General features: G+C 31.3%; 12 protein-coding genes. 9 read left to right on the top strand and 3 right to left on the bottom strand.

The window, feature by feature from the left end:
* Positions 1-80 precede the first annotated feature (80 nt).
* The gene (locus tag GM3708_RS10835) at positions 81-1,925 is read right to left on the bottom strand and encodes a hypothetical protein (protein WP_066346687.1); all 1,845 of its coding nucleotides are present in this window, start codon (positions 1,923-1,925) and stop codon (positions 81-83) included.
* Positions 1,926-2,098: 173 nt separating this feature from the next.
* Between GM3708_RS10835 and GM3708_RS10830 the strand changes: the two genes are divergently transcribed.
* From GM3708_RS10830 to GM3708_RS10815, 4 genes are all read left to right on the top strand, one after another.
* Positions 2,099-2,503, top strand: a complete 405-nt coding sequence (locus GM3708_RS10830) for a ferredoxin (protein ID WP_066346686.1) — start codon at positions 2,099-2,101, stop codon at positions 2,501-2,503.
* 61 nt (positions 2,504-2,564) lie between these two features.
* On the top strand, positions 2,565-3,203 hold the full coding sequence (locus GM3708_RS10825; RefSeq protein WP_066346684.1) for a response regulator transcription factor: 639 nt from the start codon (positions 2,565-2,567) through the stop codon (positions 3,201-3,203).
* A gap of 37 nt (positions 3,204-3,240) precedes the next feature.
* Entirely contained in the window at positions 3,241-4,260 is a 1,020-nt protein-coding gene (gene cobW / locus GM3708_RS10820) for a cobalamin biosynthesis protein CobW (protein WP_066346674.1), read from the top strand.
* A 266-nt stretch (positions 4,261-4,526) separates the two neighbouring features.
* Complete coding sequence (locus GM3708_RS10815; protein ID WP_066346670.1) at positions 4,527-5,405, top strand: IS982 family transposase; 879 nt, start codon at positions 4,527-4,529, stop codon at positions 5,403-5,405.
* 97 nt (positions 5,406-5,502) lie between these two features.
* Here the strand turns inward: GM3708_RS10815 and GM3708_RS10810 are convergent, their stop codons facing one another.
* Positions 5,503-6,942 carry an NAD(P)/FAD-dependent oxidoreductase gene (locus GM3708_RS10810; protein ID WP_082714076.1) on the bottom strand — a complete coding sequence of 480 codons (1,440 nt, stop codon included), beginning with the start codon at positions 6,940-6,942 and terminating at the stop codon, positions 5,503-5,505.
* Between the two features lie 43 nt (positions 6,943-6,985).
* The gene (locus GM3708_RS10805; RefSeq protein WP_231932909.1) at positions 6,986-7,969 is read right to left on the bottom strand and encodes a glycosyltransferase family 2 protein; all 984 of its coding nucleotides are present in this window, start codon (positions 7,967-7,969) and stop codon (positions 6,986-6,988) included.
* On the opposite strand from GM3708_RS10805, the gene GM3708_RS10800 reads away from it, so the two are divergent.
* The 5 genes from GM3708_RS10800 to GM3708_RS19365 all read left to right on the top strand — a co-directional run bounded on the left by GM3708_RS10800 (position 7,962) and on the right by GM3708_RS19365 (position 13,267).
* Positions 7,962-9,185, top strand: a complete 1,224-nt coding sequence (locus GM3708_RS10800) for a glycosyltransferase family 4 protein (RefSeq protein ID WP_197671656.1) — start codon at positions 7,962-7,964, stop codon at positions 9,183-9,185. The two genes, GM3708_RS10805 and GM3708_RS10800, sit on opposite strands and share 8 nt — an antisense overlap.
* Before the next feature lie 144 nt (positions 9,186-9,329).
* Positions 9,330-10,427 carry a UbiA family prenyltransferase gene (locus GM3708_RS10795; RefSeq protein ID WP_066346661.1) on the top strand — a complete coding sequence of 366 codons (1,098 nt, stop codon included), beginning with the start codon at positions 9,330-9,332 and terminating at the stop codon, positions 10,425-10,427.
* A 60-nt stretch (positions 10,428-10,487) separates the two neighbouring features.
* Complete coding sequence (locus GM3708_RS10790; protein ID WP_066346658.1) at positions 10,488-11,537, top strand: prenyltransferase/squalene oxidase repeat-containing protein; 1,050 nt, start codon at positions 10,488-10,490, stop codon at positions 11,535-11,537.
* A gap of 99 nt (positions 11,538-11,636) precedes the next feature.
* The gene (locus GM3708_RS10785) at positions 11,637-12,578 is read left to right on the top strand and encodes a phytanoyl-CoA dioxygenase family protein (protein WP_066346655.1); all 942 of its coding nucleotides are present in this window, start codon (positions 11,637-11,639) and stop codon (positions 12,576-12,578) included.
* Positions 12,579-12,895: 317 nt separating this feature from the next.
* Positions 12,896-13,267: a hypothetical protein gene (locus tag GM3708_RS19365; RefSeq protein ID WP_231932887.1), complete on the top strand. Its 372-nt coding sequence runs from the start codon at positions 12,896-12,898 to the stop codon at positions 13,265-13,267.
* Positions 13,268-13,281 lie beyond the last annotated feature (14 nt).

Here is a 13,281-nt window from a genome sequence, read left to right as displayed (position 1 = left end):
GTATTTTTTCTGTGTACCTTATGTAAGATGAAAAATATCCAATTAATTAATAATCATATTTCTAATCATCAATCCCAAGATTAATTATAAAAATTGGTTTCTTGAATAGGACTATTATCATTTATAGAAGGATTTAATTCATTTTTCCAACTTCTAATTTCTTGTCTGGCTTGATTATAAGCTGAACTACTAGACGGGATCATTTCCGCAATGCGAATAGCTTGTTCAATTGATGATGGTGCGTAATCTCCTGCTACTCTTCGAGCTATAATTAATAATTGTTCTGACCAACGATTGACAGCTTGACGACTTTGAGATTCTACAGTGGAAGAAGATGGTATTCTACGAGCGATACTAATAGCACTTGATAAGGATTGAGGATCATTATTTTGTGCTGTTTGATATGCTCTTTGTAAATCTTCTTGCGCATTGATTTCTCTACGCCATCGACGGATTTGGTTTTGTGCATCAGAATATAATGCCCTTCCTCTGCCAATACGACTAGCAATATTAACGGCTTCTTGGTAATTATTATTATTTCCTAGGGCGATAGCTTGATCTAATACGGGTTGATCTTCAACTCTTTCAATATTACGGCGCCATTCACGCATTAAATTACTAGCTTCAGTATATAATGCCCGATCCGATTTAATTTGACTAGCCTGATTAATAGCATTCTGCCATCCTTGAAGATTATTTACCCTTGCTAATTCTTCTGCTTTAGTTAATAAAGGTTTATCTTCTTGAATTTGAATGTCTCTTTTCCATTGTCGTATTTCTTGTCGTGCTTCCCGATAAAGAGGATTTTCGTTATTAACTAATTCAGCCTTCGCAATCGCAGCATTCAAATCACCTACTTGACCAGATCTCGCTAAATCTCTAGCATTAGCTAAATAGGTTAAATCTTCTTTTTGAGTCATCCATCCTTGAACTAATTCTCGACTTTGATTATAAAATTTACTATCACTAGGAATCTGTTCTACTTCAGCGATAGCTAATTCCATACCAGATACTGTACCTAAATTAGCATTTTTCCCGGCACTCGCAATAATGTTCCAATCTCTGGCTTGATTTTTAAGATTGCTATTATCAGGAATTTTCATTGTTAACTCTGATAAATTATTCCAATCCTGATTTTCGACAAATTTTTCAACAATAGCCGTAATTTTTTCTTCTGCTTCTTTAATTAATTTACTAGCTTCATTATAAGAATAACTAGAAGGGGGAATTACCGATGCGGTTTCAATGGTTTTAAGCAAACTATCAATATCACCAGCCCTCAAAGTAACATAAGCTCCATCTAGTTGTTTACTTTCCTCTCTGGCTAAATTAATGGTTTTAACTGTTTCTTGATATTTTATATTTTGCCAATAATCATTATCAATATTTAAAAATTTCACGGCTACTAAGAAAGCCTTATTCCATTGAGAATTTCTTAATTCGGCTTCTACTTCTTCTTGAATTACTTCAGCTTGATCCCAAATTTCAGTCCATTGGGCAATTTTGTCTTCGATAGCAGTATAATTTTTTACCTCTGAGGGGATTTTTCGAGCAATGGCAATGGCTTCTTCTAGTTTTCCTTTATTTAATTCTTTGTCTGCTAATAATAAAATATCATTAGACCATTCCTCCACATGACGATTAATTTCATTGCGTAAAGGATGATTAGGTGATAAAGCTTCCACCAAAGTAATCGCTTCTAATAAACTATCTACCGTGTTTTTTTCTGCCTGTAACTGTGCACAGTAAATTCTATTTGTAGCTGAACTGAAAAATAAAGAAATACGATTACAACTAGGATTATTTGGTAAACGTAATAAAGCAGTGGTAGCGATAAATCCCACCCCACCAAAAGAAACAGCTAAAATAACACTTAATAACTGCCATGAAATTTTCCAATTATTACTTTCAGTTTTTGTAATCATATGATCAGAGAATGAATTTAAAATTGCTTTTTAAGAGTAAATATAATTTAATTAAATGAAGGAGAATATTTCGAGGATTTAAAATAATGACAGAAGAAATTTTACTTAGCATATCTTAACATGACAATGAATTCTTGACACCCGAAACTTCACAATAACGATATGATCATTTTATGAGTAGTAAAAACCCCTTAGCTGAATCAATACAACAATTAGGATTATCGGTCATACAACGTCATGTTTTTTTGTGTTGTGATCAAGCTAAACCAAAATGTTGCTCAAAAGAAAATAGTTTAAAATCTTGGGAATATCTAAAAACTAGATTGAAAGAGTTAAACTTAGATCGTCCTACTTTAGATAATCCTCATTGTATTTTTAGGACTAAAGCTGATTGTTTAAGGGTTTGTATTGACGGACCAATTTTGTTAGTTTATCCTGATGGTACTTGGTATCGTCACGCTACACCTGAAGTAATTGAAAAAATTATTCAACAGCATTTAATTAACAATGAAATCGTGAAAGAATACTTATTTCATGAACATTCTTTGCCTTTATTGGAATCTAAAAACAATTCTTAAAAAGCTAATTTTTCAGTAACCATATCATAATAAATATATTACTTATTCAGTTATTAAAATCATGAAAGATTCATCTAAACAAAAATTATTACTTATTGATGATGATCCTAATTTAATTTTATTAGTAAAAGATTATTTAGAATTTAGTGGTTATCAAGTTTTAACGGCTAGTCAAGGCAGAGAAGCCATTAAAATTCTTGAACAAGATACTCCAGATTTGATTATTTGTGATGTGATGATGCCAGAAATGGATGGTTATACTTTCGTACAACAAATCAGGCAAAATCCTCGCTTAGAATGGTTGCCAGTGATTTTCTTATCTGCTAAAGGCCATAGTAAAGATCGTATTAAAGGTTTAACTCAAGGTGCTGATATTTATATGGTAAAACCCTTTGAGCCTGATGAGTTAGTGGCACAGGTGCAATCCACTCTTAATCAAAGTTTACGAATGATGGGGGGAAGTCATCGCAAAGTAGATAATATACCTCGAATTCAAGTGCCAAAAAGTGTAGAATTAACACCTACAGAAAAAAGAGTAGTAGATTTAGTGGCACAGGGAAAATCTAACAAGGAAATATCCCAAGAATTAGGAGTTAGTCAACGTACAATTGAAAGTCATGTTTCTAATATGTTAAATAAAACTGGTTTGCATAATCGCACAGAATTATCTCGTTGGGCGATTCAAAATGAAATTGTATAACTTCTAACTATATCTCAATTTAAAAATATAAATAAATATGCACAAAATACCCGTTACCGTCATTACAGGCTTTCTTGGAGCAGGAAAAACCACTTTATTACGCAATCTTTTACAAAATAATCAAGGCAAAAAAATCGCCGTTGTTGTTAATGAATTTGGCGAAATTGGGATCGATGGGGAATTATTGCGTAGCTGTCAAGTTTGTGATGATGATGGCGAAATTAATAGTAATATTATCGAATTAACTAACGGTTGTCTTTGTTGCACAGTTCAAGAAGAATTTTATCCCACTATGCAAGAATTGTTAACCAGAAAAGATCAAATTGATGCTATTGTCATCGAAACTTCTGGGTTAGCCTTACCAAAACCTTTAATACAAGCCTTTAAGTGGCAAGAAATTCGTAATCATACTACCGTTGATGGAGTTATTACTATTGTAGATGCCTATGCTTTGGCTAATGGTGCTATAGTCGGTGACTTAGATGCTTTAGAGAAACAAAGATCAGATGATCTAAATTTAGATCATGAAACCCCTATTGAAGAGTTGTTTGAAGATCAATTAGCTTGTGCTGACTTGGTATTATTAACTAAAACTGATTTATTAAAACAAGGTGAATTAAGTCAAGTCAAAGATTGGTTAGAAAAAAAATTGCCCCTCGGAATGAAAATTATACCCTGTCATCAAGGAGAAATTAATTCTGAGGTTTTATTAGGTTTTAATGCCGCCGTTGAAGATGATATTATTAATCGTCCTTCTCATCATGATACTGAGGAAGAACATGATCATGATGATGAAATTAATTCTTTAGAATTATCTATGGAAGAAACCATTAACCCTCAAGTTTTAGTGTCTCGCCTAAAAAATCTTGTCAAAAATTTAGAAATCTATCGTATAAAAGGCTTTGTTAATGTTACCGATAAACCTATGCGTATGGTGTTACAAGGAGTAGGCGATCGCTTTGAAACATTCTATGATCGATTATGGCAACCAGAAGAAAAAAGAACCACTAAATTAGTCGTCATTGGACGTAATTTAAAAGCCTCAGACTTTGAATAGTTAAATAAAGTAGTATTAAGTAAAGTCAGGCACATTTAATTAGAATAATAGGGTAAGCAGTCTTGCAATGGGTAAAAGTTTTTTGATTTTTTACCAATTTTAAGAAATGCAAGTTAAATATGTTTTTGCTTATCAGTGAAAAAAAGTGGAGAATATTTTTCTTTTACCAATTGCCGATTTTATTCTACTATTAACCTCAGTTTTGGATAAGAAAACAGGCAAATAGTAAGCTGAATATAGCAAACTATCAAACTAACTACTGCCTTATGTTTAATTTAGACTATTTATTTTGTCATGTCGATGATTTCTGCCAACAATTTGAGACTCAATGGCAACAAAAGCTCTTATCTCATGGAGCTATTACTCGTCTTAGAGCCAAAAGTCTTTGTCTAAGTGAAATTATGACCATCCTTATCGCTTTCCATCAGAACCATTACCGTAATTTCAAACATTTTTATCTCAATCACGTTCAACAATATTGGTTCGATGCTTTTCCAAAACTACCTAGTTATCAACGTTTTATTCAATGGGTACCATCAACTGTCATTCCTTTGTGTGTTTATCTCAAACATTGCTTTGGCAATTGTACAGGGATTAGTTTTATTGATTCTACGAAGATTCAAGTGTGTCATAATCGACGTATTTCACGACATAAGGTATTTCAGGATTTAGGGGCGAGAGGAAAAACCTCTGTGGATTGGTTTTTTGGTTTTAAACTTCATCTAGTAGTCAATGAACTGGGAGAAATTCTCCATATGAGTCTGACTGGGGGAAATGTGGATGACCGAAAACCAGTAATTGATCTTCTCCAAAAACTTTGGGGTAAAGTGTTTGCTGATGGAGGTTATGTATCTCAAAAATTAACGACCAAACTTTTGAAAGATTACGGAATCGAGTTTTTTGCCAAGAGGAAACGTAACATGAAAAACAAATTAATGCGTCTTCACGACAAATTACTATCTCGTAAGCGATCGATTGTCGAAACCATTAATGATCAATTAAAGAATATCTCACAAATAGAACATTCACGCCATCGTTCACCAATAAATTTTTGTGTCAAATTATTATGTGGATTAATCGCATATTCTCACCAAGCAAAAAAGCCGAGTCTCCTTTTAGAATGGCTTTTACCTCAATCTGCTTAACCAAAACTCAGGTTACTATTATATATTTTCAAATTTCTCGAAAAAGAAAACCGATTTAACGATGCAACTACATTTATATGATTCAGTATTATTTTAATTAATTTACAGTAGTTTTAGAACTTACCTGAAATTCTTCATAATAAGATTTTTCTGTATTAACTTTCCATAAGTCGTGTTTTTCCCCTAATATATTTTTAGCAGCTAATAATCCTGTTAACATAGAATGGTCTTGATTATTGTAACGGTGCATTCCATTTCTACCAATAGTTTGTAAGTTTTCAAAAGTGCCTAAATAATCTTTAATTATTGTTAAATATTCATAATAATTTTTGTCATAGACAGGATAGGCTTTTTTCTGACGTAACACTGTACCTCCTTCAACTAATTTATATCTAGCTAATCCTAATTCTTTTAATTCTTTAGTTGCTAATTCAATTAATTCTGGATTGGATAAATTCCATAAGTCATCACCTTCTGAGCAAAAATATTCCATTCCTAAACAAGTTTTAGTTATATCAGGTACCATTTTTGGACTCCAATTTTTAAAATTTTGAATCCTACCTACCCTAAAATTTTGGTCATGAATATATATCCAATTATCAGGAAATAAATTTTCTGCATCAATAATTAAAGCAACAATTAAAAAGTCTCTATAGTTTAATTTATTCGCTGTTTTTAAAACGTTTTCTGGTGGCTTTGGTTCAATTATATTTAACAATTTTGTTAACGGCATGCTAGAAATAAAATGCTTTCCTTCTATTATTTTTATTTCTCCTTTTTCTTCTACTTCTATCGATAATATTTTTGTGCTTTTTCGATTAATTTTAATTATTTTACTATTTAATTGTACTTTCCCTCTTTTATTTTCGATCACATCTGCAAAGGCTTCCCACATCATTCCAGGGCCTAGAATGGGATAGTCAAATTCATTGATTAAACTTTTAGCGTTACTTTTACCAAAAAAAATATTAATTATTGCCTCTTTCAAAGATAATCCTTTTATTCTTTGTTTTGCCCATTCAGCCTGAATTTGATTACAAGGAATTCCCCATACTTTTTCTGTATAAGTTTTAAAAAAAGTGTAATATAGTCTTTCTCCAAAACAATGAATTATCCAATCTTCAAAAGTTTCCGATTTTTTTTTGTTTATAATAAATCTTAATTTTGCTTTCAAATAACTTAAAATAATTAAGGAACTTTCTATTAAACCTAAGTTAAATAATGTACTTTTTAAAGATAAAGGATAATCAAAAAATTTGCCCTGATAATAAATACGAGATAAACGAGGTACTCGAATAAAATTATCTCCTAAAACTTCTCGCCATAATTGTTCTACTTGTGTTACTTTAGTATAGAAACGATGACCACCAATATCAAAACGATAACCTTCATAAACTTCAGTTCGAGATATTCCACCTACTAAATTTGCTTGTTCTAAAACTAAAGGTTGATGATTATTTTTTACTAATTCATAAGCACAAGTTAAACCAGCAGGACCAGCACCAATTATAATGATATTTTGGTAATTTATTTTCATTAATTTAAAATAAATATAATCTTCCTTTATATCATAAATTATCCTATTTGTTTAACAAAAATCCTATAGTATTAGCTATTTGAGAAACAATAAAGAGTATGATTATTTTAATATTTTTGATTTCTAATTTACCTTTAATGGGAAATATTAAGAGATTGAAATAAAAATTAAGGGGTTCTATTTTTATATTTGTGGAATTATTTTTTGCTTTAATTTTATGAAAATATCTTGCCCCTTTTCCATAATTTATATGTTGTCGCCAAAAAGTTTTGAGAGTTAAATAATGAGAATGTTTTACTTGAGCTTGGGGTGAATAAATCATTTTATAACCTTGAGAATAAATCCTTTCACACAATTCTCTATCTTCTGCTGCCGCTAAAGAAAAAGTAGTATTGAAACCGCCTATTTTTTCAAAAATTACTTTAGGAATAACAAAATTATTAGATGTAAAAAACTTAGCTTGATCGAGAATAACATTATAATAACTATAAAGATAATCAACTAATTTTTGACTAGCTTCTGAATAAATATTTTCCGTAAGTTTATTGATAGTATATCCTCCTAATATTGCATTAGGACTTCGTTGAAAACCGTCAGCAAAAATTGACAACCATGAAGGAGTTACTTCACAATCATCATCGATAAAAGCAATATATTTCCCTTGAGCTTGAGAAACCCCATTATTTCTTGCTGTAGCAGGACCAGAATTTTTTTGTTGAATAAATTTCAGCTTAATTAAAGGTTGAAAATAATTGATAATTGACTCTAAAGATTGAGAACTACCATCATCGACAATAATAACTTCAAATTGATCGAGAGGATAATCTAATTGAGTTATAGATTTAAGACAATTTTTTAGTTTTTTAGGACGATTATAGGTAGGAATAATTATAGAAAAAAAAGGTAATTTATTATTTGTATTTAACATTTGTATTATTAATGGTATAGTTATCATGCCCATTAATTGCCATAAATAAGATTTTAATACTTTAATGCCGAATTTATCCTCTTTTAAATTTGTGTTCATTAGTTCTTGTCCTGATTCTTGGGGAGGTAGCGAAGAACTTTGGTTTCAAACAGCTATTTATCTACATCAAGAACATCATCAAGTTAAGGTTTTTAAAACTTATGTTGATCAAAAACATAGAAAAATTCAAAAATTACAAGAGTTAGGAATTGACATTTTTGATATTTATAAATTAGGTTTCAAACTACTTCCCAAACCTCTTAAAAACTTACATTATCATATATCTTTCCCGAATTTTTTTTCTCATAAATTGATAGTTGAAGTAGTTGATAAAACTAAATTATACATGAATAAAATATATAAATCGTTGCGAATACAAGATTATCTTTCATTATTTTTTCTTAAATACTCTTTAGCATCGATTAAACCTGATTTAGTTTTGATTTCTCAAGGAGAAAATTTTGACGGTTTTATATATATGTATCTATGTCAATCTCTTGGACTCAATTATGCTATTCTTTCTCAAAAAGCCTCAGATCATATTTGGCCTTCTGATGAAATTCGCCCTTTACTAATAGAGGGTTATCAAAAATCTCTTTATAGTTTTTTTGTATCAAATCATAATTTAAAGTTAACACAATTTCAATTAGGGATTAAATTACTATTATCTGAAGTGGTTAAAAATCCTTATCAGGGAATGATTTCAGAACCTTTATCTTACCCTCAAGATGAGGAATATTTAAAATTAGCTTGTGTTGCTCGTTTATGGATATTAGATAAAGGACAAGATATTTTACTAAATGTTTTAGCACAAGATAAATGGCGAAAAAGAAATATAAAAGTATCTTTTTTTGGTCAGGGCGGTAACTATAATGGTTTAGTAGATATGGCAAAAATATTAGAACTAAAAAACGTTGATTTTTTGGGATTTAAGCAAAATATTATCGAAATTTGGCAAGATCATCACGGTTTAATATTACCTTCTAGGGCGGAAGGATTACCTCTCGCTTTAGTGGAAGCGATGATGTGTGGTAGAGTTTCGATCGCCACTTCCGTAGGTGGGATTCCAGAACTTTTAGAAGATGAAATTACTGGTTTTATTGCTCAAGGAGCTTGTGTTGAAGCCGTTGACTCAGCCTTGGAAAAAGCATGGCAATGTCGTTATGAGTGGGAAGAAATGGGCAAAATGGCTTCCATTGCTGCTAGAAAATTTATTTCACCACATCCTGAAAAAGATTTAGGAGAGCGTTTAATTCAATTGTGTAAAAACACTTAACAAAAAAAAATGTCATTCCAAGTGACAGGGTATTTTTTCCGAGTAAGGGTTTTAATCCTGATTCTTTTTTTCTTTAGTTATTTTCCTCATGAAGATATTAGTTACATTTGATCGCATAAAAATTACTTCATTAATCAATATTTTATGATTAATTCACAGATAAAAACTAATAAATTAACTTTTATCAAAGAAAAATTGGTATCTGTTTTTAATTTATTTCGTGGTAGTGATTGGTGGTTATCCCAAACTCCAAAATTACTTGCTGTTGGGTATGCTGAAATTTTACTGGAAGGAATATCCCCACAAAAATCAATTATGACAGTTATTCCCCTTATAACTTCTATGTTCTTTGTAGCTTCTTATGGTCATGTAATTAATGATACTTTTGACATTGACGCTGATTTAAAAGCAAATAAGCCAAATAGAATAGCTTACCTCTCTAAATTAAAACGTATTTTACTCATTATAGGATTGGCGATCGCGGGCCTAATTCCTTGGTTATGGATTGGATTTATGCCATTTTCAGCGATTTTACTGGCTACACTATATATTTCTCTAACCATTTATGCAGCACCGCCTTTAAGACTTAAAGAAAGAGATGCTTGGGGTGTCATTAGCGACGCTTTTTCAGTACATCTAATACCCACTCTACTAGTAGCTACTATATTTTCACACCTAAACTATCCGACTAGACCAGAAAGTTCATTCCTAGGTTTTGTATCAACTGCTTGTTTCTTTTTGATGGGGATTCGGGGAATTATATCTCATCAAATTTCAGATCGAGAGAACGATTTAAAATCTGGCGTTAAAACATTAATAACAAATCTAGAATTAGTGGGCATTAATCAAATTAAATTCTGGATAACTCGTATTGTCTTACCTACTGAAATCATTTTTCTGGTGGCAATGTTAACTATTATTTCTCAATCTCAACTTTTGCTGATAGCTTTCTTTGTTTTTTATGCTATTTTGAGTATTATCAATTTTAAACGGTGGTTCTTTAATACAATCGATTTAACTTATCTTGAAGGTTATTATATATTTCCTCACGATTTATATGAAGTATGGTTGCCCTTATCTTTACTGTGTTTTTTGTCATTACAAAAACCTTCTTTTGCTATATTGCTAATACTACATATACTTTTATTTTACCCCGGAATAATAGGTAGATGGAGTTCCTTAAGTCCAATTTTTGTGTCCACCATAAGTTATATTCAAGGAAACAAAAATTTCTGGAGATGAAATTATCCCCTAACTACAAATGTAAGCAATGAATTACAAACCAGATATACAGAATTATTTATGCGATCGCCTTCCACTGAATTAGAAATTAGTATATCCAAAGCGATAGATTATTTAGAGAAAAATCAACTAGATGATGGCGAGTTTCCAACCGCTTTACCAAAAGAAATGTTGAGTCTAACTTATCAAAATTTTGGTATTAATGAGGAGTTAACCGAAAATCTAGTTTTTGATAGTTCCCCCTTTGTTACTTCATTAATTTTGTATTCATTAAGTTTTTTAAGGCATAAAGATAAAGTAAAGAACTTAATAGATAAAGGGCTGAGTTTTGTTTTAAATGAAATGGAGAAGGGTGGTTTGTGGAGGTATTGGTCATCTAAGAATAAATTACACAGGACTATCCCCCCCGATTTAGATGACATCTCGTGTATATCCTACGTTCTCAAAATGAACAATGTTCCATTTCCAGATAACACTAAAATCATTTTTGAGAATAGAAACGATCGAGGTTTATTCTATACATGGGTACTAAACAATTCTCCCAGAAGACTAATTTTATCACTTTTAACCAAAGGTAAATCTTTTGCTCATGTCGATAAAATCTGGAACTTAACAAATAAGGAAGATATTTGTTGTACTGTTAATGCCAATGTCGCTTTATATCTAGGCGAAATCCCACAAACCCAAAAGTTAATTAATTATCTGATTGATGTTGTTCTTAAAGATACCGAAGATAAAGATATATCATTTTATAATCATAAAGTGAGTTTTTACTATATGCTTTCAAGAGCATATTTTAATGGTGTGACATCTTTAAGATTTGTAAAAGTCTCGTTGGTTAATAAAGTTTTGAATTTACAAAAATCCGATGGCTCTTTTGGCGATGAATTACTGACTGCTTTGGCAATATCTACATTGCTAAATTTTAATTACCAATCTCCAAATTTAGATAAAGCAATTGATTATTTATTAAAAACTCAGCAGACTGATGGTTCATGGCAGTTTATCCCTTTCTATGGGGGATACTATAAAGCAATCTTTGGCTCGGCAGTGTTAACCACTGGTTTTGCCATAGAAGCTTTAACTAGATATCGTACCTCACATAAATAAGACGAATCAAAACATTTATCCTAATATGATATATTGAGACTGACAGATTTAAAATTTTCTACTCCCTTGTAGTTGTTTGTTTTAGAAAAAATTTCCATTATGAAACCTTTATTCAGGGATATTACGCTTCAAGAAAAGTTCGATCAAGACGGTTTTTTAGTATTACCTATGCTTAGTCCTCAAGAAATTCAGGTATTATCGAAATTATATGAAGAAGTCAATCCTGGCGAATTGAAACGAATTTATTCCAATGTTTACAATAGGAGGGATCAAAAACAGAACCGTCATGTTGGTAAAGTTATTACGGATTTGTTTAAACCTCATATAGACCAAATTTGCATGAATCATAGAATTGCAGGAGGCAGTTTTCTGGTGAAAGGTGTTGGAAGTGAAAGTGCATCTCAACTGCATCAGGATTTTAACAACATTGACGAACGTGAGGGAATTTCCCTGAGTTTTTGGGTTCCTCTCGAAAATGTTAATGAGCATAACGGTTGCCTTCAAGTAATTCCAAGTAGCCATAAATTCTTCACAACAGTACGTTGCCTGACTAAGCCCAGCCTTTTTCTTGAGTTTGATGATGAGTTAGAACCTTGTTTGCAACCAGTGCCGATGAAAACAGGCGAAGTCTGCATTTATGCTCACAATCTCTTTCATGGGTCAAAGCCTAATAACTCTGACCATAACAGGGTTGCTGTAGTTTGCAGCGTATTCCCTGAAGATAGTAGAAATATTCATTATTATCAGGAATCAGGCGATGGCAAGCCGATCGAAATTTATGAGACTGACGACAACTTTTATTATGACAATTTTCCGGAGCTGATAGAAGGGAAAAGACCACAATGGTACAGAAATCTAGGACCAATAGACTTTGAGCCCGAATCACTAGATCGAAAGGCATTTTTTAGAAAATACCGACAGGAAAAAGGGATTCCCGAAAACACATCAGTTGTAATTGAAACATTATCAGAACCTAAAAAAATGGAACTTTTTCGCTGGGTTACTAAGAATATTCAAGCATTAATAAGACTTACGCAATAGCCTCTAGATTTAGGTTGAGAACGAGGATCACCTGAGTTTGATGTAAGAAAATAAGCTGTAATTTTTTGTCTGTATAAATTGGAAAAAGATGCGATGCCAAAGGCACAGCTACGCTGCACGCTACTCTCCTTAACAATTTTTAATATTTATTACTTATGTAATGAGGAAAAGTAATCAAATTTTATCAATAAATGTTAATTTTTTGACCTGAGGGGGCGACAATGAAGGTAAACAGACGATGGTATAAGAGATTGAAGCTGGTAATCTGGATAAAAATAAGATGTTTTTAGTTTTTATATTAATTACTATAGAAAAAGATGTTTCAACTTCCCCAATTTTATCAGGAGTATTTAAAAAAACAGTTTAATTTACCTCAATATTTAACTCTTTGTCTTTTAGTTAATTTACTTCAAAATCTTAAAACTGTTAGGTTAGAAGAAATGGCAAAACTTTTTCCTTATCCGATTAAATTAAGAAGTAGAATTAAAAAGTTACAAAGATTTTTAAGTCTGAAAAATTGGAAAGTTGAAACCATATGGTTTCCGATTTTAAAATCATGGATTATGAACCAATGGGAATCAAACAAAGTAATTTATTTAGTCATGGATAGAACACAGTGGCAAAACATTAATATATTGATGGTAAGTTTAGTTCATCATCAAGGAGCTATCCCTGTATATTTTATCTGATTAAATAAAAAAGG

Origin of the sequence: Geminocystis sp. NIES-3708 (genome assembly GCF_001548095.1) — a bacterium.
Lineage (GTDB): Bacteria > Cyanobacteriota > Cyanobacteriia > Cyanobacteriales > Cyanobacteriaceae > Geminocystis.
The sequence above is the reverse complement of the archived record's forward strand: the minus strand, read 5'-3'. Positions and strand labels throughout refer to the sequence as shown.